At 35.0% G+C, this 25,064-nt stretch carries 23 protein-coding genes and 1 tRNA gene; 17 read left to right on the top strand and 7 right to left on the bottom strand.

The window, feature by feature from the left end; all coding sequences use genetic code 11:
- Positions 1–435: 435 nt before the first annotated feature.
- Positions 436–1,983 carry a sigma-54 dependent transcriptional regulator gene (locus PLJ10_01330; protein ID HOK08284.1) on the bottom strand — a complete coding sequence of 516 codons (1,548 nt, stop codon included), beginning with the start codon at positions 1,981–1,983 and terminating at the stop codon, positions 436–438.
- Positions 1,984–2,164: 181 nt separating this feature from the next.
- On the opposite strand from PLJ10_01330, the gene PLJ10_01325 reads away from it, so the two are divergent.
- The 5 genes from PLJ10_01325 (at position 2,165) to PLJ10_01305 (ending at position 6,020) form a co-directional block, all read left to right on the top strand.
- Complete coding sequence (locus PLJ10_01325; protein HOK08283.1) at positions 2,165–3,157, top strand: sulfate ABC transporter substrate-binding protein; 993 nt, start codon at positions 2,165–2,167, stop codon at positions 3,155–3,157.
- Between the two features lie 5 nt (positions 3,158–3,162).
- Positions 3,163–3,999 carry a sulfate ABC transporter permease subunit CysT gene (gene cysT, locus PLJ10_01320; GenBank protein ID HOK08282.1) on the top strand — a complete coding sequence of 279 codons (837 nt, stop codon included), beginning with the start codon at positions 3,163–3,165 and terminating at the stop codon, positions 3,997–3,999.
- 3 nt (positions 4,000–4,002) lie between these two features.
- A complete protein-coding gene (gene cysW, locus PLJ10_01315) occupies positions 4,003–4,851 on the top strand; it encodes a sulfate ABC transporter permease subunit CysW (protein HOK08281.1) in 849 nt (282 codons plus the stop codon).
- 8 nt (positions 4,852–4,859) lie between these two features.
- The gene (gene cysA / locus PLJ10_01310) at positions 4,860–5,906 is read left to right on the top strand and encodes a sulfate ABC transporter ATP-binding protein (GenBank protein ID HOK08280.1); all 1,047 of its coding nucleotides are present in this window, start codon (positions 4,860–4,862) and stop codon (positions 5,904–5,906) included.
- Between the two features lie 37 nt (positions 5,907–5,943).
- Positions 5,944–6,020: transfer RNA gene (locus PLJ10_01305), tRNA-Arg, on the top strand.
- A 13-nt stretch (positions 6,021–6,033) separates the two neighbouring features.
- Here PLJ10_01305 and PLJ10_01300 read toward each other — a convergent pair.
- Positions 6,034–7,410, bottom strand: a complete 1,377-nt coding sequence (locus PLJ10_01300) for an alpha-L-fucosidase (GenBank protein ID HOK08279.1) — start codon at positions 7,408–7,410, stop codon at positions 6,034–6,036.
- A 134-nt stretch (positions 7,411–7,544) separates the two neighbouring features.
- Between PLJ10_01300 and folK the strand changes: the two genes are divergently transcribed.
- The 10 genes from folK (at position 7,545) to PLJ10_01250 (ending at position 19,048) form a co-directional block, all read left to right on the top strand.
- Complete coding sequence (folK, locus tag PLJ10_01295; protein HOK08278.1) at positions 7,545–8,042, top strand: 2-amino-4-hydroxy-6-hydroxymethyldihydropteridine diphosphokinase; 498 nt, start codon at positions 7,545–7,547, stop codon at positions 8,040–8,042.
- Between the two features lie 72 nt (positions 8,043–8,114).
- Positions 8,115–8,909, top strand: a complete 795-nt coding sequence (gene panB / locus PLJ10_01290) for a 3-methyl-2-oxobutanoate hydroxymethyltransferase (GenBank protein ID HOK08277.1) — start codon at positions 8,115–8,117, stop codon at positions 8,907–8,909.
- 15 nt (positions 8,910–8,924) lie between these two features.
- Positions 8,925–9,761, top strand: coding sequence for a pantoate--beta-alanine ligase (gene panC, locus PLJ10_01285; protein HOK08276.1), 837 nt, complete (start codon positions 8,925–8,927; stop codon positions 9,759–9,761).
- 18 nt (positions 9,762–9,779) lie between these two features.
- Positions 9,780–10,127: an aspartate 1-decarboxylase gene (locus PLJ10_01280; GenBank protein ID HOK08275.1), complete on the top strand. Its 348-nt coding sequence runs from the start codon at positions 9,780–9,782 to the stop codon at positions 10,125–10,127.
- 100 nt (positions 10,128–10,227) lie between these two features.
- The gene (locus PLJ10_01275; GenBank protein HOK08274.1) at positions 10,228–11,484 is read left to right on the top strand and encodes a uroporphyrinogen decarboxylase family protein; all 1,257 of its coding nucleotides are present in this window, start codon (positions 10,228–10,230) and stop codon (positions 11,482–11,484) included.
- A gap of 28 nt (positions 11,485–11,512) precedes the next feature.
- Positions 11,513–12,112 carry an RNA polymerase sigma factor gene (locus PLJ10_01270; GenBank protein ID HOK08273.1) on the top strand — a complete coding sequence of 200 codons (600 nt, stop codon included), beginning with the start codon at positions 11,513–11,515 and terminating at the stop codon, positions 12,110–12,112.
- Entirely contained in the window at positions 12,109–13,179 is a 1,071-nt protein-coding gene (locus tag PLJ10_01265; protein ID HOK08272.1) for a hypothetical protein, read from the top strand. The genes PLJ10_01270 and PLJ10_01265 overlap by 4 nt, the downstream gene beginning before the upstream one ends.
- 82 nt (positions 13,180–13,261) lie before the next feature.
- On the top strand, positions 13,262–14,995 hold the full coding sequence (locus tag PLJ10_01260; GenBank protein HOK08271.1) for a GspE/PulE family protein: 1,734 nt from the start codon (positions 13,262–13,264) through the stop codon (positions 14,993–14,995).
- Positions 14,982–16,217 (top strand): type II secretion system F family protein, encoded by a 1,236-nt coding sequence (locus tag PLJ10_01255; protein ID HOK08270.1) that lies wholly within the window; start codon positions 14,982–14,984, stop codon positions 16,215–16,217. The genes PLJ10_01260 and PLJ10_01255 overlap by 14 nt, the downstream gene beginning before the upstream one ends.
- A gap of 35 nt (positions 16,218–16,252) precedes the next feature.
- Positions 16,253–19,048 (top strand): family 78 glycoside hydrolase catalytic domain, encoded by a 2,796-nt coding sequence (locus tag PLJ10_01250; protein ID HOK08269.1) that lies wholly within the window; start codon positions 16,253–16,255, stop codon positions 19,046–19,048.
- A 17-nt stretch (positions 19,049–19,065) separates the two neighbouring features.
- On the opposite strand, the gene PLJ10_01245 is transcribed toward PLJ10_01250, so the two are convergent.
- Entirely contained in the window at positions 19,066–19,815 is a 750-nt protein-coding gene (locus PLJ10_01245; protein HOK08268.1) for a hypothetical protein, read from the bottom strand.
- Between the two features lie 123 nt (positions 19,816–19,938).
- Here PLJ10_01245 and PLJ10_01240 point away from each other — a divergent pair, with 123 nt between their 5' ends.
- Entirely contained in the window at positions 19,939–20,304 is a 366-nt protein-coding gene (locus tag PLJ10_01240) for a hypothetical protein (protein HOK08267.1), read from the top strand.
- Positions 20,305–20,311: 7 nt separating this feature from the next.
- Here the strand turns inward: PLJ10_01240 and PLJ10_01235 are convergent, their stop codons facing one another.
- Positions 20,312–20,884, bottom strand: a complete 573-nt coding sequence (locus PLJ10_01235; protein ID HOK08266.1) for an acyloxyacyl hydrolase — start codon at positions 20,882–20,884, stop codon at positions 20,312–20,314.
- 89 nt (positions 20,885–20,973) lie between these two features.
- Entirely contained in the window at positions 20,974–21,807 is an 834-nt protein-coding gene (locus PLJ10_01230) for an alpha/beta hydrolase (GenBank protein ID HOK08265.1), read from the bottom strand.
- A gap of 90 nt (positions 21,808–21,897) precedes the next feature.
- Between PLJ10_01230 and PLJ10_01225 the strand changes: the two genes are divergently transcribed.
- The gene (locus PLJ10_01225) at positions 21,898–22,965 is read left to right on the top strand and encodes a metallophosphoesterase (GenBank protein HOK08264.1); all 1,068 of its coding nucleotides are present in this window, start codon (positions 21,898–21,900) and stop codon (positions 22,963–22,965) included.
- Between the two features lie 29 nt (positions 22,966–22,994).
- On the opposite strand, the gene PLJ10_01220 is transcribed toward PLJ10_01225, so the two are convergent.
- The gene (locus PLJ10_01220) at positions 22,995–23,900 is read right to left on the bottom strand and encodes an NYN domain-containing protein (protein HOK08263.1); all 906 of its coding nucleotides are present in this window, start codon (positions 23,898–23,900) and stop codon (positions 22,995–22,997) included.
- An 11-nt stretch (positions 23,901–23,911) separates the two neighbouring features.
- On the bottom strand, positions 23,912–25,060 hold the full coding sequence (bshA, locus tag PLJ10_01215) for an N-acetyl-alpha-D-glucosaminyl L-malate synthase BshA (protein ID HOK08262.1): 1,149 nt from the start codon (positions 25,058–25,060) through the stop codon (positions 23,912–23,914).
- Positions 25,061–25,064 lie beyond the last annotated feature (4 nt).

Here is a 25,064-nt window from a genome sequence, read left to right as displayed (position 1 = left end):
AAAATTGAAATTCAACTTTAATATCATCTTTTTTAATTAATTTTTTTCAACCTCATAAAAAAATATTTATAGCATCCCAGCCACTCCTACCTGTGTCTTTTACTTCGCAATTACATACGGTAAAGAAAATCTAACCACAGAGTACACAGAGAACCACAGAGCCAATTCTTATCATTCCCTCCTCTATCTCCGTGTCCTCTGTGGTTAAATCTTTTTCATCTGTTGAAGAAATAGTCTATCTGTTCGGGAGCAGGGATTCGAACGTCATATATGTTCATTCTTTTGGATAGACGGATAGGTAGTCTGCTTCTATTTTTCAGAAGTAAGTAGTTTAAGAGGAATGTACTGGTTATATTAAGATTAATGTTTATTTAAATTAATATACCGATTTAGCGATATTCTTATTATTAATAGTATGGAGCCGTTTTAGATAAGTTATTTGTTTTTGTATTGTTTCCAGTTTATACCGAGTTTTTTCATTTTAGCACGTAGTGTGTTGGAATTTATTTTCAGGATTTCTGCACAGCCATCTTTACCGTCGATTTTGCCTTTAGTTCTAATTAGCACAGCTTCTATGTATTTTTTTATGTAATCGTTTAATGGTAATATCTCTGAGTTAGTAGTATTATCTGTTGGGATTTGTGTGGGATATTCGATGTTTGATAAGCCTAATGCACGGGCTATTTCTAATTTTTTACCGTTTCCGAGGATAACTGCACGGTCAATCACGGCACCTAATTCGCGAACGTTGCCAGGCCAGGAGTATTGTTTTAATAAATTGATGTCTTCTTCGGATGGGTAAACAATTGGTAAACTGAAACGTTGAGCGGATTTTTCTGAGAAGTATCTTGCCATTTCATCGATATCCTCTTTCCTTTCACGAAGTGGTGGTAGAACTATTGGGAAGGTGGCAATGCGATAGAAGAGGTCTTCCCGAAATTCTTTTTTTGCTACTTTTTGTGATAAATCGCTATTGGTTGCGGTAATTAATCTGACATCCACATGAATAGGCTCTTTTCCGCCAATTCGTTCTAACCAACCATCTTGTAAAATGCGTAGTAAGCGAACCTGAGCGTGCATTGGTAGCTCACCAATCTCATCTAAAAACAATGTTCCACCATCTGCCCGTTCGAACCAACCTATGTGTCGTTCTATTGCTCCAGTAAAGGCACCTTTTTCGTGGCCAAAAAGCTGTGAGTCGATTAACTCTGGGGGAATGGCACCACAATTAACGCGAATAATTGGACCCTGAACTCGATTTGACCTTTGGTGAATGGCTCTTGCTATGAGTTCTTTTCCAGTTCCTGTTTCACCTAACAATAACACAGGCAAATCGGATTTGGCTACAATATTTACACGTTCCATAACTACTTTTAGTCCAGTGTCTTCACCAATAATACGGTCGATAAAAATATCCCTTCCTAATTTACGTAATAGTTTTATTTTTTCGGCTTCTTCCGCTCTTTTATATGTATCTAACTCAATAATCCTGTTATGGTTTGCTAATGCTACGGAAAATGGCTCTAATAATTGTTCAAGGATGAATTCCGCTCTTGGTTCAATTGGATAGTTTTTTCTGAATATTGCAATTAATATACCTTCTAAAGATTTTTCATAATAGAGAGGACCTAAAAAAATATAAGGAAAGATATCTTCTTCATAGAATTCCATCAACATTTTATTTATATGTATTTTTATTTGTTTATTTATAGCGTTTATTACTTTTTTATGTTCAAAACATTTATGAACTGTTTTTAATAAGTCATCATTTGATTTAATGTGATTGGTTCGATGGGGTATATTATTATCTGGGGTTGTTAATATCTCTATCGTTTTCAAGTGTTTATTGAAAATACAAATATCAATAAACTCTAAGGAAGGTAACATTTTTTTTATATCAGTAACAGTATGTAGCAGGAAGTAGTCTAATCGGTTATGGTTTGCCACTTCTTTCCAAATTTGGAATAACATTTCTTTATTCATCTTATTTCTCCACGATATATCGTGATTAAATTGATATATATTTCAGAAGTTATTATATCATTTTTATAATAGTAAGTAAAACGTCTGTATTTTCTTGGTTTTTATGATAAGATTTTATGTTCTTATATATGGCATTTTAATTGCTATCCAATTTAAATAAATATAAGGAGATTCTGTAGTTATGAAAACATATTTATTACTGTTATTTGTATTATTTTTCTGTTTATTTACTTGTTTTGCAGAGACTATAAATTTGACGAATGTTTCATACGACCCGACCCGAGAATTGTATAAAGATATTAATAAAATATTTATTGAAAAATGGAGTAGAGAACATGGAGATATTATTAATATCCAGATGTCACATGGAGGTTCGGGGAAACAAGCAAGGTCAGTAATGGAAGGCTTAGAAGCGGATGTAGTAACGTTAGCGTTGGCTTATGACATTGATATGATTTCAAAAATAAGAGGTTTTTTGCCTCAGGATTGGCAAAAACGATTACCGAATAATAGTTGTCCTTATACTTCGACAATTGTGTTTCTTGTTCGAAAAGGGAATCCTAAGAATATTAGGAGTTGGGAAGATTTAATCCGTCCTGATGTTCAGGTTATAACCTCCAATCCTAAAACTTCAGGTGGTGCACGTTGGTGTTATTTAGCATGTTGGGGGTATGCATATCGGAGAGGTGGTTTAGAAAAAGCACGTGAATTTGTTAAGAGGGTATATAAGAATGTTCCTGTATTAGATACAGGTGCAAGAGGTTCTACAAATACGTTTCTTCAAGGGATAGGAGATGTTCTTTTAAGTTGGGAGAATGAGGCTTTTCTTGCTATAAAGGAGACACAAAATAGCCTTGAACTTATCTCGCCTGGTGAGAGTATATTAGCGGAACCCCCTGTTGCTGTGGTTGATAAATATGCAGAAAAACATAAAACGAAAGATGTTGCTCGTGCATACCTTGAATTTCTTTATTCTGATGAGGCTCAAAATATAATTGTTAAACATTACTACCGTTGTAGCAATTCCACGATATTTGATAAGTATAAAGACCAGTTTCCTGAGGTTAAATTATTTCGACTTGAAGAGTTATATCCTGGAGGCTGGGACGAGGCTCATAAGATTCATTTTTCAGATGGGGGTATTTTTGACCAGATTATGTTAGAAAGAAAGTAATGATAATGGAAAAGATATTTAAACGAAAATTTATTTTACCTGGATATGGGCTCTCATTGGGTATAACATGGTTGTATTTAAGTTTTATTGTTCTTCTTCCTTTATCTACACTGTATATAAAGGTATTTAGTGGTTCATTAAATGATTTTATTTCTGCAGTTTTTTCGGTTAGGGCAATAAGGGCGTATCAAATATCTTTTGGTTTGTCCTTATTATCTGCCTGTGTTAATTCTATATTTGGGTTTCTTGTTGCATGGGTAATAGTGCGATATAAACTACCGTTTAAGGGGTTTTGGGATGCGTTAATTGATTTGCCTTTTGCGTTGCCAACTGCAGTTGCAGGTATTTCACTGACATGGTTGTATGGACCACGAGGTTGGATAGGTTCATTTTTAGAGGCACATGGATTTAAGGTTGTTTTTACGCCTATTGGTATTGCTATTGCAATGATTTTTGTTAGTTTTCCATTTGCAGTGAGGACAATTGAGCCTGTATTACGAGATTTAGACCCTGAGGTTGAAGAATCAGCCCGTTGTTTAGGTGCTTCCCGCTGGAATATTTTTCTGAAAATTATATTTCCTACTCTTCTGCCTTCCATGTTAACAGGTTTTACATTAAGTTTTGCCCGAGCAATGGGTGAGTATGGTTCGGTTATTTTTATTGCAGGGAATCAGCCATTAAAAACAGAAATAGCTCCATTACTGATAGTAATGCGGTTAGAGGAATATGATTATTATGGTTCTGCATCTATAGCGGTATTTCTTTTAACTGTATCATTTATATTGCTTTTATGTTTGAATTTTCTTCAATTCTGGAATAAACGTTATACAGGTACTTTTTAGTTTATGAAATCAAGGAAAGTGTTTATATTCTGTTTTCGTTTTTTGTTAACAATAATTGCGTTTTGTTTTCTACTTTTGTTTCTTGTTATTCCTTTATTTGTGGTTTTTTATAATGCGTTTAGTCAGGGGTTATTCGTTTATGCAAATAATATCACACGGAAGGAAACACTCGAATCTATATTATTAACTATAAAAATATTATGTATTGTTTTGCCTGTGAATACGATTTTTGGAATTGCCTGTGGATGGTATGTTACCAGATATACATTTAGAGGTAAAAAGATATTGCTTACCTTTTTAGATTTGCCTTTTACTGTGTCTCCTGTGGTTGCGGGCACTGTTTTTATTCTTTTATTTTCTGTAAACGGTTTGTTGGGCACGTTTATAGAGAGATGGGATATCCAGATAATATTTGCGTTTCCTGGGATGGTTCTTGCAACTTTGTTTGTTACATTTCCGTTTGTCGCAAGAGAACTAATACCTATAATGGAAGAGCAGGGGCAAGAAATGGAAGAAGCAGGAAGAATGTTAGGTGCAAATACATGGCAAATTCTATTAAAGATTACGTTGCCTAATATTCGGTGGGCTTTATTTTATGGGATGGTTTTATGTTCTGCCCGTTGTGTAGGAGAATTTGGGGCGGTATCTGTTGTTTCAGGACACATACGAGGTAAGACAATAACGGTTCCTCTTGAAGTTGAGATTTTGTATAACGAATATAACCTTGTGGGGGCTTTTTGTGTAGCGAGTTTGCTCTGTATAGTTGGTATTATCAGTTTAATTTTCCGTAAATGGATAGAGAAAAGAGACCCCATTTATCTATATATGAAAACTCACAAATATGGAGATTGAATACCAAAATGAGTATTGAACTAATTGGCGTTTCGAAGAAATTTGGTTCTTTTGTGGCTGTAGATAATGTAAGTTTTTCCATAAATCGAGGCGAATTATTAGCATTATTAGGTCCCTCTGGTTCAGGTAAGACGACTATTTTGCGAATAATTGCGGGATTGGAGCGAGCAGATTCGGGAAATGTTATTTTAGAGGGCAGAGATGTTACAAAGGAAGACCCACGGGATAGAGGTATTGGTTTTGTATTTCAACATTATGCTCTTTTCCGACACATGACCGTATTTGAAAATGTGGCATTTGGATTGCGGGTAAAACCTCGTAGAATCAGACCTAATGAACCAGAAATACGAAAGAGGGTGATGGATTTGCTTTCGCTGGTACAGTTGGACTTTTTAGCCAATCACTATCCCATGCAACTTTCTGGTGGTCAAAGACAGAGAGTAGCATTGGCACGGGCTTTGGCAATTCAACCGTCTATTTTACTTTTGGATGAGCCTTTTGGTTCATTAGATGCCCGTGTGCGTAAGGAGTTGCGGAGATGGCTTCGAAAATTACATGATGAAATACATGTTACAAGTGTTTTTGTTACTCATGACCAGGAAGAAGCCCTTGAAGTTTCGGACCGTGTTGTGATTATGAATCAAGGCAAAATTGAACAGATAGGTTCACCTGAAGAGGTATATTTTTCTCCTAAAACGCCGTTTGTTTTTCAATTTTTAGGTGATGTTAATCTATTTCATGCTCGTGAGTTGAGCAATGGGGAAATTGTGTTTTTACCTGATGAATCAAGAGGAGTAGAGAAACGAGTTTTTGTGAGGCCTAATCAAATTTCTATAGCACTAAACCTATCCAAAGAGAATCCTATACCTGCGACAGTTCAATATATTAACACAGCGGGACCTATGGTAAAGATAGAACTAATGGATACAAAAGGGAATTCTTTATTAGCCTTTATTTCTATAGATGAGTATCATCAACTAAATCTCAAAAAGAATATGGATGTATTTATAGGTATAAAATCACATCATACCTTTGAGCAGACCCCCAATTTTTAATTTATCGGCTTTTTTTCGTATAATTTAATGAAGAAGCGCGCCTGTAGCTCAGGTGGATAGAGCAACGGCCTTCTAAGCCGTGGGTCGTGCGTTCGAGTCGCACCAGGCGCGCCATTTTTATGTTTATTTATAGGTTTCCTTCAAACTCTAATCCAATAACTGTATCATTGGGGTCAGGTTCTATTTGAGGTAGATGAACGATAAGATTTCCCTTCTTATTTGTGGTTTTAACCGTCTCGGAAGGGTTCTTTAATAACCATACTTTGAGAGGTTTTTTATCTGTTGGAATTTTAATTTTACTTTTAGGTTCATACTGAAACACATGAGCATACAGGATAGTATTACCATTTTCTGCCTTTTTTTGTGTATATCTACCCCAAGATGGTTTGTCAAATGGACTCGCTACAGTACCGTAGATTGATTCACTATTAACTTTCATCCATTCTCCTATTTCTTTTAGTCTTTCTACCGATTCGGGTGGAAATTCACCATTTGCCATTGGACCTACATTCAATAGGAAATTTCCACCTTTAGAAACTATATCCACTAATAATTGGACTAATGTTTTTGTTGTTTTAAAGAATTTATCATATTCGTTGTAGCCCCAATGTTTATTCATAGTCATGCATGTTTCCCAGTCTACACCAGGTAAACCTTTAGCAGGTACTTCCTGTTCGGGTGTTCCGTAGTCCCCGACACTTTTACCTTCGGACAAGCCAGCCATACCTGAACGACTTCCGTCAACACGATTATTAATAATAATATCTGGCTGTAAAGAACGGACATAGTTGTACATATCTACACCTCTCTCAAATGTCCAAGTATTTTCCCATTCTCCGTCAAACCATAAAATACCTAAAGGGCCGTAATTATTTACGAGTTCTTTCAATTGTGCTTTCATATATTCAACATAACGGTCGTAATTGGCATCTCCTTCTGGTCGTTGTTCCTTTTCCCATTCTCTTCGTGGAAGGTAATCTGGATGGTGCCAATCCATAATCGAGTAATAAAAGCACATTTTAATACCTTCTTCTTTGCATGCATCAGATAATTCTTTTAAGATATCTCTTTTAAATGGTGTTGACATAACATCCCAATCAGTTACTTTGGAATCGAATAGACAAAAACCATCGTGATGTTTTGAGGTAATAACAATATATTTCATGCCTGCATTTTTTGCCATTTTCACCCATTCCTTAGCATTGAATTTGACAGGGTTAAATTGAGTAAGCAGTTTTTCATACTCGGGTAAAGGAATTTGTGCTTCATGTCGAATCCATTCACCATAATGTGTTTTGTCTCCCCATTTTCCAGCGGGTATGGCATACAATCCCCAGTGAATGAATAAGCCAAACCGTGCTTCTCTCCACCATTTCATTCTCTGGTCTTTTTGTTCTTTGGATTCTTTTGTGTAATCTTGTGCTATCGCTGTTAACGAGAGTATTGTAATTGTAAATATAGTTACGATGAAATAAAAGAATGTTGTTTGATAGATTTTGCTCATATTTGGTCTCCTTCATATATGTTTTAGGTGATTGAAATACGATATGATAAAAGCGAATGTAAAATCAAACATCGAGTTATGTTGATTTTATTTATATTTTCTAAAATGGTATAATATGATTTAGAGAGTTAGATATGATAGTGTATTTAAGTATTGGTAGTAATTTAGGCAACCGGCTTGATAATATCGCCGAAGCCTTAAAAAAGTTAGGTACAATCTTAAATACGAAGATAAAAAGGGCTTCGGATATATATGAAACGGAGCCAGTAGGTAATGTATATCAACCTATATTTCTGAATATCGCTGTGGAGATTGAGACGGAGTTAAATCCGCTTGAACTCCTACGTGAAATTAAGAAAATTGAATATGAATTAGGAAGGACTTCCCAAGAACGATGGGGACCACGCGTAATTGATATTGACATTATTTTTTATGATGATGTATGTATCAATGATAAGCAATTGGTTCTTCCACATGCAGAGTTCCGTAAACGACGTTTCGTATTGCAACCTCTTGCAGATTTATGTGGCAGTAAAATTGACCCAATTACGGGTAAGACAATTGAAGAACTTTTGTTAAGCCCAGACGTCGAAGGTAAAGTGGTAAGAACAAACTTAATGGTAACTCCTTGAACCGCTCCGCTTGGAGCCCAAACGGGACCGGGACGGATTCAGTATGATGAAGTCACGGTTCAGGAGGCAAAGATGAGTAAAAATACAGTAGTTCATTTCTTAGAACAAAAGAAAAAAAATGAAAAGTTAGTCTTATTGACGGCGTATGATTTTTTAATTGCGCAGTTAGAAGAAGAGGCTGGGGTTGATGGTATTTTGGTTGGTGATTCTCTGGGTATGGTAGTTATGGGCAGAGAAAATACCCTGAGTGTCTCGATGGATATAATGCTATATCATACCTCTATTGTTTCCCGTGCTGTAAAAAATACTCTGGTTATTGCGGATATGCCATTTTTGTCGTACCAAATATCGCCAGAAGAAGCTTTGAGAAATGCAGGTAGGCTTGTCTCAGAAGGAGGGGTCCATGCAGTTAAATTAGAAGGACCTGTTGGAAAATATGGGTCTGCCATTGAAAAAATTATCAAGACAGGCATTCCAGTGATGGGACATATCGGATTAACACCTCAGTCTGTTCTTGAATTAGGTGGTTACAAAGTTCAAGGACGCTCTGAGGCATGTAGGAAACGGTTAAAGCGTGAAGCCAAAGAATTACAGGACGTAGGATGTTTTTCTATTGTTCTTGAATGTATTCCTATGGATTTGGCTAAGGAAATTACAGAAAATTTGGACATACCAACGATTGGAATTGGTGCTGGTCCTGACTGTGATGGTCAAATACTTGTGTGTTATGACATATTGGGCTGGGGAAAGGCACGATTTGCGAAAACCTATTCGGATGTGCGTGATGAAATGAAGAAGGCATTTGAGAGTTTTGTTACAGAGGTAAAAACGAAAAAGTATCCAGAAGACAAACATAGTTATACCTAAAAAGGAGATGTCATTATGGAAATTATTACAACTCCTGCCGAGATGCGTAATTGGTCGCTTATTCAAAAGAAAGAGGGGAAAACGATAGGTTTTGTTCCGACTATGGGGGCACTTCATGAAGGACATTTAAGCCTAATGCGAGCCTCTGTTGCGGAAAATGATGTAACGGTTGTTAGCATCTTTGTCAATCCTACTCAATTTGCACCGAACGAAGATTATGAGTCGTATCCACGCTCATTTGAAAAGGACAGGAAAATGTGTTTTTCAGTAGGTGTAGACGTTATCTATAATCCAACTGCAGAAATGATGTATCCGAACGATTTTTCAACTTATGTGGTGGTTGAGAACGTGTCTGAGGGGTTGTGTGGTAAGTCACGGCCTCATTTTTTCCGTGGTGTAGCAACAGTGGTTACAAAATTATTTAATGCGGTTTTACCAGACCGTGCTTATTTTGGGCAAAAAGATGCCCAACAATGTGCTGTTATTAAAAGAATGGTTCGTGATTTGGATATGGGAATTGAAATTGTAGAGATGCCTATTGTTCGTGAAGAAGATGGTTTGGCAATGAGTTCGCGAAATCAATATTTAACACCAACCCAAAGAAAACAAGCTCTTTGTATCTCCCGTGGTTTGTTTAAAGTAAATGACATGATAAAACAAGGAGAACGTTCTATTGATAAAATTAAGGATGTACTATCTTCTGAGATGTCGGAATTGGATATTGATTACATAGAAATAGTGAATGGAGATACCATGGAACCATTGAATGAGCTTTCTGGTAATGTGTTAATTGCTGTTGCTGTGTGGGTAGGAAGGGCACGGTTAATTGATAACATTAAAGTTCAGATATAGTTGAATGGAGGTTAAAAAATGTTTTTAACAATGTTAAAAAGCAAAATTCATCGAGCCAAGATAACAGATGCTAATCTTAATTATGAAGGGAGCATTACGATTGACCCTGACTTAATGTCAAAGGCAGGTATTCTTCCTTATGAGGCGGTTCATGTTTTTAATATTAATACAGGTGACCGTTTTGTTACGTATGCAATAGAAGGGAAAAGGGGGAGTGGTGATATTTGTTTAAATGGAGCTGCAGCACGATTAGGTCAACGTGGAGATTTGCTGATTATTGTTGCATTTATACAGGTTGATGAGGAACAGGCAAAAAGTTGGAAACCTGTGATTGTCCATGTTGATGAAAATAACAAACCCATCTAACTCATTTTTACTGCAATCTTTGTTCTATGAAAATCTAAGCAAGAATCTGTTATTATTGGTTTTCATTTATTAAATAATTTATTTATAAGAGGCAATAATAATGACACACAGAGAACGGGTAATTCGTGCATTAAATTTTCAGGATGTTGATCGAGTTCCTATGGATTTAGGGGGGATGGACTCCACAGGAATAAGTGCTTTTGCATACCCGAAATTAGTTCAGAGTTTGAGTTTATCTCCAAGATTACCTTATGTCCATGATACAAACCAAATGCTTGCTTTACCAGACTTGGATGTGCTTAATTCTTTGGATTGTGATGTTATTACAGTAAGAATGGGGTTTGCTAATGGGTACACTAATGATGTTACATGGGAAAATTATGATTTTGGTGGTCGTTTGGATGCAAAAGTTATTAATGCTAAACGGTTTTATGTTCTTGAAGATGGAACTGTTACTCAGCCAGACTATCATTTAAGAATGCCTAAAAATTCCTATGTGTTTGACTCTGAGCATGGTGGACAGCCTGTATACTTTGAGGGAGAGTTACCTGAATTGGATTTAGGAAAAATAAAAGAAGACTTATTGGCTAATAGATTTTCGGATGAGATTATTCAAAAGACAATAAATATCTGCGAAAAGGTTTATAAAGAAACTGATAGGGCTTTGTTCCTTAATGGACCTATGTTAGGGATTGGAATAGGGAATTTTGGAGGATTAGGTTATTTCCCTTTGCTTTGTCTTGTGGATGAGGAAAAGGTAAAGGAACTACATGAGTTGATGCTAAATCATGCAATTTCTGAATTGGAACGATTTCTACCAAAGGTAGCACCGTATATACATGTATATATGTGTAATGCTGATGATTGGGGGACACAGAATAATCTTATTGCTTCGCCAGATATATTTAAAAAGTTGTTTCTCCCTTATTATCGAGAATTTAATAGGTATATTCACAGTATATCGTCAGGGATAAAAACCTTTTTTCATAGTTGTGGGGCTATTTACGATATAATAGACTTGGTTATTGAATCAGAATTTGATGTGCTGAACCCTGTCCAGTGGACAGCGGGCAACTATAGTGTTCGTGAGTGGAAAGAGAAATGTAAAGGGAAATTAGTACTTTGGGGAGGTGGAATAGATACCCAGAAGGTATTGCCGTTAGGTACGGTAGATGATGTAAAAACACAGGTTTCTGAAGTAGTTCCAATATTAGCAGAAGATAGTGGTTATGTTTTTTGTGCGATTCATAATATCCTTGCGGAGATTGACCCTTTGAAAATAATGTCGATTTATAGAACCGCAAAGGATTTAAAGGATATAAATATAAAGATAAATAATTTGAAAAATCATAGTTAACATTAAGTAAGAAAAAAGCGTTTAATAAATGAAAAGTAAAGAAAATAACATAAATTTTAATAATTGCAGTGATGAAGACTTAGCAATTCTTTGGAAAGAAGGCAATTTACAAGCCTTTGAAGAAATTGTTCGTAGGTATCAAGGAAAAGTTTATGCAACTGCATATCGAGTAACTGGTAACCGAGAGGACGCTTTAGATGTGACGCAAGAGGTCTTATTAAAAGCATACGAAAAGATAAATCAATGGGAACCACGAGGCACATTTCTCCCGTGGTTGTTAAGGTTAGCAGTAAATCGCTCGATAGATTATTTGCGGAAGAGAAAAAGAACAGACCATGAAAGTCTGAATGAAAATATTGCCAGAGTTAGCGAAGATGAAATTAGGCATATACCTTCTCCTGAAAGTCCTTTAGATTTAGCACGTGCCAAAGAAATTGATGAGCGAATTCGTATGGCACTAACCCGATTATCAAAAACTCAACAAACTGTATTTATGTTAAGGCATTATCAAGGATATTCATTGAATGAAATAGCGGAGCATTTAGGATGCACCGTCGGTAGTGTAAAAGTTCATCTTTTTAGAGCATTGCAAAAACTTCGTAAAGAATTAGGGAATATTGACTTATGATTAAAGATTTATCTTCATGGTTTTACTGCCTTTTTCATTCATGCAGTTATTACGAAAAGTTAATTATTACTGCTTGTTATGAAGAGATTGATGATGTAGAGAAAAAGAAACTTCAAACGCACATTGGTAAATGTCAGAGATGTAAAGAACAGTATCACCAAATGATCGGTTTTGCAAACCAAATAATGCAAATCCAAGAGGTATTGTATGGTGAAATTGATGTAAATAATATAAATCTTTTGCCACAAGTGATGAGCAAAGTTACTGATTCAAAGAGTAATGTTCTTATTACATTTCGTCCAGCAAGAAGTTTAGCGTTGGGTATGGCAGTAATAATAGTTATGGCAACAGTTGTGCTTGGTTCGTATTTTCTTTATGAAATTTCAAATATAAGAAACAACAATGTTGCATTGCATATTGGAAATGAGAATGCAAAAAATATGAGTTATGAGGGTCCATTAGAAAATCAAAAAGAGAAATTGAAGGAGATTATCAAATCACATCCAGGTGAAACAATTGCTGGACAAGCACTTCTCATGTTGGCAGACCTTGAATATACTTCTTCTGAACGTTATGATGAAGCACATCGTCTTTACTCTCAGTTACGGCAAAATTATCCTCGTATCTTTTCCTCATCGCAAGAAGCAATTTATCGTTATAATTTATTAGAAGAGACGAAGAATGAAAACTTTAAACCTCTGTATGCATTGAACTCAGCGCTTTCTAACAAGGAAAATCCTATTCGTGAATTAGAAATGATTGTATCCAAATATCCAGGAACTATGGTTGCCAATTTAGCAATAGCATCCATGATAGATTGTGTTATTGAGCCTACAAATCAGACACCAGAAAAGCAAATTCGAGCACTTGAGAATCTTCGAGGATATTTAACAGAACCATCTGCAGTAGCACAATTAAATTATGCCATAGGGAATATTTACTGGAATCAGATGAGAGATGTGGAGAAGGCAAAAACCTATTTTCAATCTGTAGCCCATTCTGAATCCAGACCTCTTCATAATCTTGCATACGATGCACTAACCCAATTAGTATCCTATTCTGAATAGCCCACCAATGCAATCTTATATTGTCATTTGTTTATAATATATCTATATTTTTTGGATATTCATATAAAGGATAAAATTATTTATGATAGAGCCTAAAGGCTTTGAAAAGTTTTTCGTAAAAGAAGGTATTATTACGGAAGAACAGGCAAAAAAAGTTCGTGAAGAGGCAAATGAAAAAGGTATTTCTATTAGTCAGATTCTAATCCAAAAGGGATTTGTCTCAGAAGAAAATATATATACTGTTCTTGCAAATTATTGTGGATTAAATTTTGTTATTGTTTCGAAAATAGAAATACCTAAAGATTTAATAAAATCAATTCCTGCACGTTTTGCTACACATTATGAATTTATACCTATCAAAGAAAAGAATAACACGTTGGTGATTGCAATATCAGACCCGTTAAATGCAAGTTTGCTTGATGATATACGGCTCGTATTAAAGCGGAAAATAGAGCCAGTTGTTACGACGCCGAAAGAAATACAAAAAGCAATTAAAGATTATTATGGAGTTGGTGCAGATACAGTTGAACGGATTCTGGTTAGTGAAGAGCATCAGGTTGAAGAGGTTAGTTTAGAGGCGGTATCCGTAAGTGCAAATTTAGGTGATGAGACAATTGATGCTTCGATTATTAAATTCGTAAATGAGTTAATTGCAGAGGCCATTCGTGCAGAGGCAACAGATATTCATATAGAACCATTTGACGATTATCTTCGTGTTCGATTTCGTATAGATGGTATCTTACATCCAGTTCCAGTTCCTCCTTCAATTCGCAATTTCCACTCTTCAATTGTCTCACGAATAAAAATCATGGCAAATCTTAATATTGCCGAAAAAAGGTTGCCTCAAGATGGGAAAATACTTGCTAATTTAGGAGATGGGAAATATGACCTTCGTGTATCTATATTACCTACTCCACATGGTGAGACTATCAATATACGAATACTATCACGGACTTCGATGTTTTTATCATTGGACAAATTGGGATTTTCTTCTGATGATATAAAATTATTTAATTCTTTTATCACAAAACCATACGGCATTATTTTGGTTACAGGTCCAACAGGTAGTGGAAAAACAACAACTCTTTATGCTGCTCTGGATAAATTAAATAAGACAGACCGTAAAATCATAACTATTGAAGACCCGATTGAATACCAAATGCCTGGTATTACGCAGATGCAGGTGCACCCACGAATCGGTTTTGATTTTGCTACTGGACTCCGTTCGATGTTACGTCATGACCCTGATATTATGTTAGTAGGTGAGATTCGTGATTATGAAACAGCAGAAATGGCTATACGTTCAAGTCTAACAGGGCACCTCGTTTTAAGTACACTTCATACGAACGATGCTCCTGGTGCGGTTACGCGACTTATTGATATGGGTATAGAACCCTTTTTAATTTCAAGTACGATGATAGCATCAATGGCTCAACGACTTGTACGTAAAATATGTGTTGAATGCAAAATAGAAGATACACCTGATGCATATCTTTTAGAGGCGGAGTTTGGTGTGAAAAGGGATGAACAGAATCGAGTGTTTTATAAAGGGAAAGGCTGTGAACATTGTAGATATACGGGATACCGTGGAAGAATGGCTATTTGTGAGATTATGCCTTTCACCCCAACAATTAAAGAGATGACTGTTCAAAGGGCAACATCTGTGGCAATTAAAAAGCAGGCTATAAGTGAAGGGATGAAAACATTACGTGCTTCTGGCTGGCAAAGGATATGCGAGGGTTTAACTACTATAGAAGAGGTACTTCGTGTTACAGCGGATGCTGAAATAATGGAGGGTATGCATGCCAGTATTTGAATATGAGGTAAAAAAGGGACCTTCAGAGATTATTAAGGGCAAAATGGAAGCGGAATCTAAGAAGGCTGTTATAAGTCGTCTACGGGAATTAGGATATTTTCCATTAAGGGTAGAAGAAACAAGTGTAGGTGCATCTGATGATAAAAAGTCTAAATACAAAATAAAATTTCCTCAATGGGAACGTATTCGCCTAAAAGATAGAAATATATTTTTGAGACAATTAGCTAATTTATTTGAGTCTGGGATGGTGTTAACTCGTGCACTCAGGACAATTATTGAGCAAACACCAAATAAAGCGATGGCTAAAGTTATTGAACAGATTTATGATGATGTCCAGAAAGGGAGTAACCTTGCGGATGCGTTTGAAAAGCATCCTAAGATTTTTTCGCCAATGTATTGTAGTATGATACGGGCAGGTGAAACGGGAGGCATGTTAGATGAGGTATTGTGGAGAATTGTAGCATTTAGCGAGCAAGAAGAAGAATTAAGGGGCAAGGTTATATCGGCACTTATATATCCGTTATTCTTGCTTATTGTTGGTAGCATTGCAATATTTATACTTGTTTCATTTGTGTTTCCTAAATTTATAGCTGTGTTTGAAGATTTTAATGCACAACTTCCCTTGCCAACTGTTATTGTAATGAAATTTTGTGGTTTTATGGGTGATTGGTGGTGGGCTGTAATTTTAGGGTTTATTTTATTTTTTACAGTGATGTATTCGTATTTCTTTCGGACACCAGAAGGGAGGAAACAAAAAGACCGTTTTTTATTGGGATTTCCTGTTATTGGGGGTGTTATTCAACGTTATGAAATGGCGAAGTTTGCCCGAACTTTTGGAACTCTTATGGATAACGGAGTTCCTGTATTAACAGCATTGAAGATTACCGCAGATACGATGACTAATGAAATAGTTAAAGGAGAAGTAGCAACCACACATGATTCGGTAAAGGAAGGGGAAAGTATAAGCGATAGTTTGAAGCGATGTCCACATTTTCCACCTATTGTTATAAGTATGTTCGCTGTAGGTGAAGAGAGTGGTAGAATCGGTATTATTGCTAAAAGGATTGCTGATGCTTATGATATTGAGGTAGATCGGGCAGTGAAAGCGATGGTTACTTTGTTCGAACCTTTATTAATTGTTATTATGGGCGTTATCATTGGTTTTTTAGTTATTGCTATGCTTTTACCGATGCTAACTCTTAGCTCAGCAATTGGCACTTAGAATAAACATTAAAAATAGAAAGGAAAGGGATACTTATGTTTAGAATATTTTTATTTGAGATGATTATTTGTGTTTCCTTATTTATTCAGGCAAGAGCAGATAGCCTCTCCCCTATCCACATTTATGACCTTCGATGTGAATATTTAGAATGTCCATTAGGGCTGGATGTGAAAAATCCATGTTTAACATGGAAATTAGAGGCTATCACGAATGAAAGAGGCTTATTTCAAAAGTCATATCAAATTTTAGTTTCATCGACATTTGATGATATTAAAAATGATATTGGTGATTTATGGGATACGGGGAAGGTAGATAGCGATAATTTTCAGGTAAAGTATGAAGGGAAACCGTTGCTTCCTAAGACAAAAATATGGTGGAAGGTTAGAATTTGGGACCAGAAAGGAAGGGTATCTAATTATAGTGAGCCTTCATGGTGGGAAACAGGTTTGCTTGAAAATGAAAATTGGAAGGGTGAATGGATAGAGCCACCAGAAACTCTATATCCACGGAATATGAGTGATAAAGAGATATATCACTTCAATCCAGCATTAATTTTCCGAAAGACATTACCTGTCGAAAAAGAAATAGAAGAAGCAAGAATGTATATAAGTGGTTTAGGTTATTATGAATGTTTTATCAATGGTAAGAAAGTAGGTGACCATGAATTGGACCCTGGATGGACTAATTATTCCAAAAAAGTATTTTATAGTGTTTATGATATAACTGATTATTTAAAAAAAGATATAAATATTATTGGTGCATACGTAGGTTCTGGCTGGTATAATCCACTCCCATTAAAAATGTGGAAAAGATACAATCTCAGGGAACATTTAACCATTGGCATACCAAAATTAAGAACGGATATAGAAATTTCATACAAGGATGGAACAAAAACAATTATTGGCACAGATGAAACATGGAAAGTGACCTTATCCCCTATTGTCAAAAACAATATATATTTGGGTGAAGAATATGATGGGACAAAAGATATAGAAGGGTGGAACGATAATCCTAATATTGATGAATCTGGTTGGTTTAATGCAATTGTTAATTTAAAACCTAACTTAGGGAATATGATTGCTCAACCTATTCCACCTATAAAGGTAGGGAAGAAATATCGACCAGTCAGTATAAAAGAAATTGATAAGCAAAAGTGGCTCGTTGATTTTGGGCAAAATAGTGCGTGTAGGATACATATCATTACAACAGGAACACGTGGGCAAAAAATTCAGGTTAGGTATGGTGAATTGTTATATCCAGATGGGAGTTTAAATCCCATGACCTCTGTTTGTGGGCAAATTAAAAATCATGATGTGCCAGAAGTAAGTGATAGGCCATTTACTGCTGAGCAAAAAGATGTATTTATATTAAAAGGAGTGGATAATGAGGAATTAACAACTCATTTTACATACCATGGTTTTCGTTATATTGAGATAGAGGGATTGGAAAAGATAACAGAAAATAATATCTGGTCAGAAAGGCTTCATACCGCTGTTGAGAATGTTGGTTCATTGGAGACATCGGAAACCTATATTAATCAGATCCAAAAGTTATGCACAGAGACGCTTCTAAGTAATTTACATAGCGTAGAAACAGACTGTCCGCATCGTGAAAAATTTGGTTATGGAGGCGATATTGTTTCTGCCAGTGAGTATGCCATGTTTAATTATGATATGAGTGCTTTTTATCGCAAAGTGGTGCGTGACTTTGCTGATGAGATAAGACCTAATGGTGGTTTTACCGAAACAGCGCCATTTGTTGGAATTGCAGATATGGGATTAGGTGATGGTTCTGGTCCTATTGCATGGGGAACAGTACACCCATTTCTACTTTGGAATTTATACCAATATTATGGAGATAACGCTCTTATCGACGAACAATACCCGCATGCGAAGAAATGGCTTGAGTTATTAGTTAAAAGTGCGAAGGATGGTATTCAAACACAGTGTATCGGTGACCATGAAAGCATAGTACCGAAACAAGAAGAAGTAACTGCTACTGCCTATTATTATTTAAATGCAGTTATAATGCAGAAATTGGCGGGTATTTTAGGTATAGAAGAAGATATAAAATATTATGAATTATTATCACAACAAATTAAACAAAAATTTAACGAGAAATTCTATGCCAGCGATGGTAAAATTGGTATTGGTTCACAAGCAAATCAAGCATTGTATATAGCGTTTTGTATGGGCGATACCAACCAGTTACAACAGGCAGGGAAAATATTAGTTGATGATGTTGTTTTTAGAGGTCAAAAGCTTACAACTGGTATATTTGGAACAAAATATCTATTGGGAGTTTTGTCTGATTTAGGAAAATCAGAACTTGCTCTTGGCATAGTAGAACAGAAAGAATTTCCAGGTTGGGTTCATATGATTGAAAATGGTGCAACAACACTTTGGGAGCATTGGGATTTTAGTGACAATACTTTTTCACATAATCATCCTATGTTTGGTTCTGTGAGTGAGTGGTTTTATAAGTATTTAGGTGGTATAAGACCGACACCCGATGCTTGTGCTTTTAATAAAGTTATTTTGAACCCTATGTTTTTACTTCCTATTGAAAAGGTGAATTGTAGTTATGAAAGTGCCCGTGGTAAGTACCTTTCTGTTTGGGTGAAGCATGATGGCTGTATTTCATGGGAATTGTTGTTACCACCCAATTGTGAAGGGACAGTAATTGTTCCAAAACAGTTTGAAAAAATATTAATCGATAATAACGAGTTAGATACATGTAGCGATATTAAAGAGATAAAAATTATTGACAATAACATTCATTTTAAAATTCTAAGTGGTAAATATAACTTTCAATTATCTATGCAAAAATAGCGAAAATTGTAATAGATTTATTGTTGAGGTGGTGCGGTTTCAGTTGGTGGTTGTGAAAGGGTAGGAGCGGTCTTTAATGATATATTGACTTTATCATATTTATATATTACGGAAATCATAGGATAGGCAGTAGCAAAATCAGTCTGTAAAAATTTATATAATGAAGTTCCTGGAGAAATATTAAAACTTTTTTTTCTTTGCTCTAAAGGTATTGTTTTGATAGATTCATCAACTTCAAGTTTAACCCCTATTTTATTAGTCAAATCATTCAAGATTTTTAACAAACCTTCATTTTCATATACAATAGGTTGGTCAGAAAGTGGTGCTATCATTTTTTGGTTAAATTCCTTTGATAACTCTTCTCCTGGAATAATATTTTCTGTATTTGACTGTGTCTTTGCTAATTCTTCTTTGAGTCTCTTTTCTTTCAAGGGGTCTATATTGTCATATTCGATACTTTGAACAAGTCTTCTCGGGAGAATGAGAGGCTCGATATTTTCACTTATTTGCACTTCAATTTTATCTGGAAGTTCTCTTAATACTTGTACCCCTTTCATCTTTTTACCTGATTTCAAATAAATAACATCGCCTGGAATGTTAATGTCTTCTTCATTTTGTGGTGGAGATATATTTTCTTGTTGGTCTGGAGTAACTTCCTGATTTTTCTCGACGGAGTTATCTTCAGTTTTATCCTGTGCATATAAACTCATATTTGAGTGTGAAAGACAAATAAATAAACTAAGAATAGTAAATAATCTAAATGTCATATAAAACTCCTTTTTATGAAGTACTTCATTAATTATATTTTATATATGAAATATATTCATTGTCAAAAGTGTTATATTTCTATTATAAAGTTGTATAATGTAATAGAATGTTAGGCAGAAAACATGTTAAAAATTTTAATTGTAAGTGATAGCTTCAAGGTCTATCCAATAATACATGAAATAGAAGCTTTGGGGCATGAGGTAATTCTTTTAAATGATATAGACCTTTTGAGAGAGACATTATTAAAAAATAACGTTGATGTTGTTCTTATTGATTATGAAAAAACGTTTAAGTTATCAACAGATGATGTGTTTGAATTTCGGTATTTTTTACAGAGTCCAAATGAAACCCCTATCTATATTCTTGTTGAAGATATAAATTCTAAGACGGTAAATCTGAAGCCAGGGTATTCTGGAACATTTCCTTATACACATAGCGTTAATATGCTAAATGAGTTCATTTCCAACCTTCATACAATGCGTATTTAATTAAGTGTTAGAAAGTATAGCCGATACCTATCCCCATCAGGTCGGTGCCTTTATTGTTCTCTTTTAGATCAGCGTTTGAAATGTGTCCTAATTGAAAAAGGATATCCCATTCTTTATTGAATTGATAGCCAATACCTAATGATGAATAAAAATTTATATTTGAGCTATTACCTTCAAATTTGTTCTTATGAAACAAAATAACTTCATGGATTTCTGAGAAAAAACCACGTTCTTCTTTTTTGATATAAATTCTTATTGTGCCCCCAACGCCTGCTCCAAACACTTCCTCTATATTTTTATCTTGAATATAAAAAAATGCAGGGATACATCTTAATGAAAGTGCTGTTCTTGGCGAAACCTTTTTCTCAATATCAATTGTAGGATTGAAAAATATTTCATCTGCTTTGTCTGATGCTTCCCCTGCATGGAACATATTTTCAAAGCCTAAACGAATTCGAAGATTTTTGGGTTGTTCCTCTTTTATTTCTTCTGAAGAAGTAGTTGAGGTAATAGATATTCCGACAAGAAATAAAACAATTAATATTATATTGTATTTTTGTAAACAATTAATCTTAAACATATAAAAAAATTTAATTATATTTATTGTTTTTATTAGAAGTGTAAATAATTATCTATATTCTACATATTTTAATAGTTGGAGTCAAATTTTTAGAACCAGTTTTTTATCCAGTTAACTATGGTCTGGGGATGTTCTTGTGTGATAAAATGAGTTGCCTTAGGAATTTTTACAAGAAATGCCTTTGGTATTTGTTCTAATTGATAATATGCGATGGGTAATAGTTCACTTTTTTCGCCGTAGATGATTAAGGTAGGTACATGGATTTTCTTCAGTTTATTAAACCATCCTTTAGGGTTTCCAAATAAATACTGATATGACTCTATTTCTGGACTGCACTTTAATAAATAATCATTATTTTCATTTACTATGAATCCATGTTTTTTATATATCTCCCACATGTTCATGTCCCAGCTTTTGTAAGGATGTTTGTTCCTTAACTGATTATCTAATTGTTCTTTGCTAAACATAGGTCGCCGTTTTCTGGCTATTTCAGACATTATTTCTTGTCTAAAATCAAATATATCGGGACCAATAATAGGTTCAATAAGAATTATTTTTTTCCATTGAATATTCTTATTAAATAAGGTTGCCTGACTTAGACAGGCAGCACCAAATGAATGACCTACACCATAAAAGTGATGTTTATTTGTTGTATTTTTGATATATTCAGTTATAGCGATTAGGTCTCTTAAGTGTTTATTCCAATCGTAAAAGTTAATATTATCGGGTTTACTGGAATTTCCATGGCCTCTTGCATCATAAGCAAAACAATGAAATTTGGTGAGCAGTTTTTCTGCAATTGGTTGCCATAGCATTCCTAATCCACCTGTGAAATGGCAGAAAATTAATGGAGGTCCTATGCCACCAAAGTCGTAAATTGATAGTCTTATATTTGAATCAACTTTTAAGAAGTGTTGTTTCATTGTTAATTTATTGTTTTTTACAATTCCATATTTAGTTCTATATTTTGTTAAACTTTATTCAATAATTACAAACAAGAAGGAAGTTTTGCTATGAGTAGTATGAAGATAACACGACGTTTTTTTATTGTAAGTTCAGTGTCAGCTGGTACTGCAATAGTGAGTAGTTCCAAAGCATCTGCAAGAAATGAAACTTCAAAATCACCTGTCGGGATGGAAAAATCAAATACGGTTAGTGAAAATAAGTATACATTAACTATATCTGGTAATGAGAAGAGTATCAAATTGCTTCAATTTACGGATATTCATTTTAATCCATATAGAAAAGATAAGAACATAGATAAAACGACAGAAGAGATAATTAAAAAACTGATTGACCTTACACAACCTCATTTAATTGCTATAACAGGCGATGTTTGGAATGAGAATGCTTTTGGTAGGGGGCTTTCATATCTTGAAACAGCTGTTGAATTTTTTGGGTCGCTTGGAGTGCCATGGTTGTATACTTGGGGTAATCATGATAAATTGTCAGATTATACGAAGGGGCATGACATTCTGGCAAAAGGGAAGAATTCGATGTATCGCGGAGGGATAGCAGAGGGTAATTACGAGGTAATTGTTGCAAAAACAAGTGGCGAGAGTCTCTGGAGATTTGTTTGTCTCAATTCAAATAATGTTGGTTTGCGAGACGAACAGCGACAATGGGTTTCACAATGGGCTGAAGCCAACGCAAACATTTCCATTCCTACTTTTATGGTGTGCCATATTCCAATATATCAATATCATACTATTTGGGAAAGTAAAGTGGCTTCTGGTGTTAAATTTGAGAATGTATGTTATGAAGCAGAACGTGGTGAATCGCTTGCCTATCTTAAGAAGATACCAGGGTTAAAAGCGTGTATATGTGGTCATGACCATGTAAATGATTATTCGGGCATTATTGAGGGTGTGGACCTTATATATGGAAGAGCCACAGGATTAGGTGGTTATGGAAGTGATTTTGTTCCTAAAGGAGGGAAGTTATATGCCTTATATCCAGATACAGGTGAATATGAATGGGTCTCAATTACACCTGATAATAAGAGATGGTATCCTGAAAAAGGTGTTCAGATAGAGAAAAAAGAGGAATTGCCCTGGTACAACGAACTTCCTAAAGAGTAAATCAAATGTATTAATAAATGTAATTTTAATTAATCATTATTTGTTGGATTATTTATAACAATTACGGGTTGAGCAACAATACCTTTGTCAGCTTCATGAACTAAAAATTCAACTTTTTGACCAACTACTAAATCTTGAAAGTTTTGATTTTTTAAGGCGGAATAATGGAAGAAAACATTTTTTGGAAATTTCTGGCATGAAATAAAACCATAACCTTCTTTTAAGGAGTGTATTTTACCTTGAAAATATTCTTTTATTTTGGTTTGTGATTCTTGTTGTTCTTCCTTAATATCATAGAACAGATTTAATATGTCATTGTCTTCCTCTTGTAGTCCTTTTTCAATCAAGTTGTGCATATTTAATGGATATGTAGAGGACTCTAATAACTCTGCAGAGGTAATTGTGGAACAATCTACTCCTGACTCATCTGTATATTTAAAGTCCCATCCTAAGAGCATTACCTTTGCATTGGCTGATTGAGCTTTTTTTACTAATGGAATAAAATCGGCATCACCAGTGATAAGCACGAGTACATCGAGTTTTTTCTGAATAACAGTATCGTATGCTTCTAATGCAAGCCATACATCTATGCCTCTCTCATGTCTTTTGTCGCTCTTTACTTTTATTGGCAGGTAATGGGTTATTACACCTTCGTTCATTAATATATCTTCAAAAACACGCTCGGAATAAAGTCTATCTTCAAGCTCTGCATCTTTTGCAGATAATCTGCCACGGAAGAAATGGGATGTAACTATATGAACAAGGTTAGATTCAACCTTTTCAAACTCTGCAATTTTATTTTTTATGAAATTATGCAATCCACTTATAGAAATTCGTTTTTTAGGAGGGTGAACGTAACGGTAATATGAACTCACGTGGAAAAAGAAATTACCATCGTAAAAAATGCCAATTCTTATTATGTCTTTTTTGTTCATAGTTATTCTTCTTATGATTTATATTTGTTTAATGTGTTTATATATAGTTCTTCATATTGAGGTATTATTTTATCATCGCTAAATTGTTCTCGTACTCTTTGTTTTGCATGTTTGCCCATCTCTTTTTTTAATTTATCATCAAATAAAATTTGTATAGCCCAATCTGCCATGGTTTCAATATCCCCTACTTCACATAAAAACCCTGTAACACCATCGACTATCAATTCTTGTATTCCTCCGCTTCGAGTTGCAATTACTGGGACACCTGCTGACATTGCTTCCAGTGCGACCATGCCAAAACTTTCATGTTCGCTCGGCTGAATTACTAAATCAGCAGAGGTAAGTAGTTCTTCTATGCGTGGATAATTCCCAATATATTTTATTTTATTTAATATACCTAATTGACGGGCAACGCCAACAGAAGAAATTCGTTCGGGACCTTCACCAACCATGACTAATTGTGCATCTATTCGTTCAACGACTTTAGCAAAAACACGGATTACATCAGTTACTCTTTTTACGGCTCGAAAATTAGAAATGTGCATAATTGTTTTTTTGTTTTTATCAAGCCATGGAGTGTTTATTTTTTTTATTTTTTGAAAACGTGAAGGTTTGATGAAATTATAAATTCTGTGGATGGGTTTGGAAAGGTTAAATTCGCGTTCAGTCTCTTTTTTGAGCCAATCGGAGACCGCAGTAATTGCACAACTATTCTCCATTGCATGTTTTGTTACCCTGTATAAAGATGGGTCTGCACCTACAATGGTAATATCTGTTCCATGTAGGGTTGTTATGAGACAAAATCTTAATGGCGGTGGTAGCATTTCTTTAGCGAGGAGTGCAATACTTGCATGGGGAATTGCATAATGGGCATGCCATAATTGTATTGAATTTTCTTCAACAACTTCTGCAATTCGAGAAGCCATTGTTAAAAATGATGGGGGTTGTTTAAGAACTGGATAGTTAATAGGTTCAACGACATGACAAAATACACCTTCAGAATTATCTCTTAATCGGAATGGGATTTGTTCAACAACAAAGTGTACTTCGTGACCTCTTTGGGCAAGCGCTAAACCCAATTCGGTTGCGACAATGCCACTTCCTCCTGTGGATGCGTAGCAACTGATTCCTATTTTGAGTTTTTGTGTTTTTTTTCTCATTGTT

The sequence above is a fragment of the Candidatus Hydrogenedens sp. genome, from assembly GCA_035361075.1.
GTDB lineage: Bacteria > Hydrogenedentota > Hydrogenedentia > Hydrogenedentales > Hydrogenedentaceae > Hydrogenedens.
The sequence above is the reverse complement of the archived record's forward strand: the minus strand, read 5'-3'. Positions and strand labels throughout refer to the sequence as shown.